The sequence below is a fragment of the Mesobacillus subterraneus genome, from assembly GCF_000934845.1.
GTDB classification, from domain to species: Bacteria; Bacillota; Bacilli; order Bacillales; family Cytobacillaceae; genus Mesobacillus; species Mesobacillus stamsii.
Genome location: NZ_JXIQ01000040.1, coordinates 1 through 4,133, shown reverse-complemented (window position 1 = coordinate 4,133; position 4,133 = coordinate 1). Strand labels below are relative to the sequence as shown.

Annotated in this window: 3 protein-coding genes; 1 reads left to right on the top strand and 2 read right to left on the bottom strand. The window is 36.2% G+C overall.

The window, feature by feature from the left end:
• Window positions 1-322: hypothetical protein (locus tag UB32_RS20165; RefSeq protein WP_044392262.1), on the bottom strand; the 322-nt coding region annotated here is incomplete at its 3' end.
• Window positions 323-1,214: 892 nt separating this feature from the next.
• Here UB32_RS20165 and UB32_RS06620 point away from each other — a divergent pair.
• Window positions 1,215-2,051 (top strand): hypothetical protein, encoded by an 837-nt coding sequence (locus UB32_RS06620; protein ID WP_044392260.1) that lies wholly within the window; start codon window positions 1,215-1,217, stop codon window positions 2,049-2,051.
• Between the two features lie 576 nt (window positions 2,052-2,627).
• On the opposite strand, the gene UB32_RS06615 is transcribed toward UB32_RS06620, so the two are convergent.
• Complete coding sequence (locus tag UB32_RS06615) at window positions 2,628-3,368, bottom strand: Fic family protein (protein ID WP_044392258.1); 741 nt, start codon at window positions 3,366-3,368, stop codon at window positions 2,628-2,630.
• Between the last annotated feature and the right edge of the window lie 765 nt (window positions 3,369-4,133).

Genomic DNA, 4,133 nt, shown 5'->3' with positions numbered 1-4,133 from the left:
GGATGGCGAAGTCAAGCATTTCCTGCAGCGAAGGATCTACGAGACTTAAAGACGGATGATCGGAGGTGGCTTGGCTTAAATCCGGTTTCACTTGATTGTGACCCTTACCTTGACCTTGCTGCCCTTGACCTTGATGGCCCTGACCTTGTTGCCCTTTGCCTTGTTGACTCTGGACCTGTGTATTCGTATTTGTTTCGTCAGCTTGAGTTGTCTGTATAGCATTCTCTTGGGGAGCTAGGGATGAAGCATTAGCCAGCAAAATACCTCCTCCAGTTAAAAGTCCGATAGCTGCTACTGTTGAAATCATAAATTTCTTGTTCATGTCAATCTCTCCTTTTTATCTATCATTCTGTCCTACAACCTTAGAATACAGAGAGAGTTTGACGGGCTAAAGACGAATTTATGACGAAAATAAGTTTTTTCATGGGGGGTTTCCCTGATGCTGTGGTTTATCTGTATTTTTCATGGAAAGGGGAGAGCATTATTTCCTTTATATTATTAGATTACGTTCTCTAATAAGGGACATGGAAGCGACATGGGTACAGGTTTATTGTCCCATTTCTGTTTGTATATTCGATATCCTATTAAGCTCTTTCCTATCCCTTTTACATTAAGAGCCACAGGACAAAATTAAAATCCTGATAAAGCAATTTGTAAATAAAAGCATGTAAACAATTTGGTTATTTATATTAGAAAACGAACGAATTTGGCTATATTCCATCCGAAATGGGGTTTGACAAATTACAAAAGATTCATTCCACCAAGAGATTACGGTACCAACTTCACAAGTTGGATTTGGATGAAACCAGTATTATCAAGGGTCTTGGATTTTTGTCCGTTGGCTCTAACACAAAAAAATATTCGGGATAGCTGCAGGGAATCTGGTGGGACATGGTTCCTGTCCCTGCGTCCCTTTTTTACTATATCCAGCTATTGCCCATATCAGTAATGCATACTTTCTTCGCCCGACTGATTCTCTCATTGTTAAAACTAAATTTTCGATTCGAACTACTTCTATAGAGTGTTCCCAGCTGCGCTACTGTATTTTTATTAACAATTTCTGCACGCCTGGCAGAATTATTCGAAAAAACGACACATAATAAGTAAATTATTGGTTTTTTATTACGATATAATAATTTATAGCCCCACTGAAGTTCTTCTTTAAACCTCTCTTTTTTTCAAAAAAACAAAGATGAAAGCTGGTCGATTCCTTTATGAAGAACATTGGTAATACGAAGAATATTTGTAACAAGAAACAACCTCAAGTAACCGTACTAATGAAGCATTTTAAGAATCCAAAAGAACGTGAAGAAATTGAAAAGAATTTAAAAGTAGGTGCTGAGTTTGACATGAGGCATCGAGGACATTTTTTATTTTATGGGGAAGATTTTATCAGCTATAAACTCGAACGCCCCTACGACAAAAACCGCAATGAATTTCTCCGTATCCTAACAAAGTACATGAGTAATACCTTGGAAGATCAATGCCCTTCCTCATGGAAAAAGTGCAAGAGGCCATTCTGGGAAGAATTGATCTTCACCCACTTACCTCATGTTATTAGAATTACCCCTGACCAAAAACAAGTTGAAACCTTCCTTTCCCAATTAAAAATGTTTATTCAGTGGCTCGATAAACGGGTTGGAACTACTTGGTTTCCAGTCGTTGATAAGTATTCAAAAGAGGCTATTTCTGACCTAAAAATGTCTGAGCAAGTACTAAATGCTATATTTTTGAGAGACTTCCCACAAATTCACCAGAAAGACTTTAGTGCCAAAAAAAGCATCGAAAAAATGAAACAAAGTTTTGATCAATATACTAAAAGCTTGGATAGTCTTTTCGAGGTTACAAGTATCATTGACCAGATTACTGTATTAACAGAATTCAATACCAATAAAACCTTTTACGTAAAAGGTTTACCAACCCAACTAATAATTCCTGGACTTATTATGAGTGGTGGAATTGGCCGAAAGAGCGGAACCCTTCTTTGGGAGTGGTTTCAAACAGAAGGAATCTATCCACAAAAGGGGAGAAAATACCTTAAACTAGCTTAATAGTTAATTATATACTCTCACGTAGCATTCCCATTCCCAAAATCATCAATAACTAACATTTCTTCAACGTCTCTTTCATTTCCTATTGTATAAATTGATCATTTACCAAACCCAATAGGAGCTAGTGGACTAGCTGGGTCCTTTTGGGTTTCTGTGCTTCGGCTTTAATCCCTGGAGTAACTATTCCATCCCATTAAAAAGTGGTATAAGGAACCAATTTGGTCAGAGGCTGAAAAAAAGTGGCCTCTCACAAGTTCACTTACCCCATGAGAAACCTCTAATTTTTAGGTCTCGGCACCATTCCGGCACCAAAAACGTTATGATGACTCAAAAACCCTTATATATCAAGGGTCTTTTGGGTGTTTTACATCATGCCGACCCTAAGGTGAGAGTGTGTAATATCTTTAACTAGGTGTGCGTAAATTGCGGAAAATCAAGGTTTTGCTAAATTCTGTCAGTAACATCTTTAACGATAATTCACTGTTTTTCATTTGATTGCGTTAGCAAAATGTTAACATCGCAGATAAAATGATGTAGGAGTGTATATCTTAATCGACAACTCTACTGTATATTTTACTAAGCATTTTTATTTATTGTACTTAAATATAGGTTTAATGAATCTTCTACTTCGCCCTCGACTAACTTAATAAAGTCATCATATTCTTTTTGCGTATGTGCTTTATCTAATGCATCATAATAAGCTATTCGATTTTCCACTTTAATAACAATTGGTGGAAAACCATCTTTCATGAGTTCTAAATTTAGTAACAACCGTGATGTCCGACCATTTCCATCAATAAATGGATGAATGCCAACAAAAATAGCATGTAGCATAGCTCCACGAGCAACTGGATGCAATTTTTTTGTTTCTGCTTTTTCATACCATGCCATCAACTGTTCCATCTCTTCTCTTATGCGGAAGGGAGTTGGATGTATATGTTTAGCACCAGAAATAAAAACTTGCTGGTCCCGATATTCACCCGCATATTCATCATCGATTCCTTTTAGTACAAGCCGATGTAGATTCTTTATTTGCCACTCCGACAAAGGTTCACTTTTTTGTACAATCTCTTCTACAAAGTGAATCGCATCTCGATGATTAAGAACTTCCAAGTGTTCACGCAGCGTTTTACCACCAACAGTAATTCCCTCTAAAACTACCTTCGTTTCGTTGATAGTTAACGTGTTTCCTTCAATCGCATTAGTATTGTATGTCCATTCGAGTAATAACTTTTCACGTAAACTTTTGACTGTATATTTGGGTAATGGTCGATTGGCATCTAGAAGAACTTTTTTTTGATTAATATGATCAAACATTGGCTTAACACCTCTCTCACTCAAACATGAACTTAAATTGAGAATAGCATCGTTGCTCTGAATATACCCTGTAAACCAATATTATTCAAATCTAAGCTTTTACAAGTTTCAATAAATGCACGTACATCATCTTGCCATTTGCAGCTTTTTCTTAAGGAGTAAAATCAGTCGCTGTTTTCTTTATATTACGTGCATGACTATAAGGTCTATTACGACTTTGCGCTTTATAAAGATCCTATTTTAATTTTATATTTTCTTTTCTTAGTCTAATAATCTCTGTTAAAGCCTGATTGAACTGTTCTTGAATAACCATTAAAGCTATTCCAATCATTAAATCTTTAACTCATTACCAATATTTTTCACCCTTTTGTTTTAGTAGACCTTGAGAGGAATTGTTCTTTTTTATATTGGATATAATGGAAATTTAGTAACAAATCCATCAAGAAAGTGAGGTTTACAAATAAAATGGAAGGTCATTTTTACAGACGGGGCTGTACCTGCAAAAAGAAGAAAAAATGCATATGTGGTTCAAACTGGGCTTTCACAATTGATATTGGATTAGACCCAATCACCGGCAAGAGATATAATGCTACATATAAACTAGACAATAAAAAAGGAGTTTCTTAGTTGTATGCCAAACACACGAAGAAAGTTTAACTCAGAAGAAAAAGCACGAATAGTGCTGGGGAGGGACATGGGGACAGGTTTATTGTCCCATTTCTGTTTGTATATCCGATATCCTATTAGGCTCTTTCCTGTCCCTTT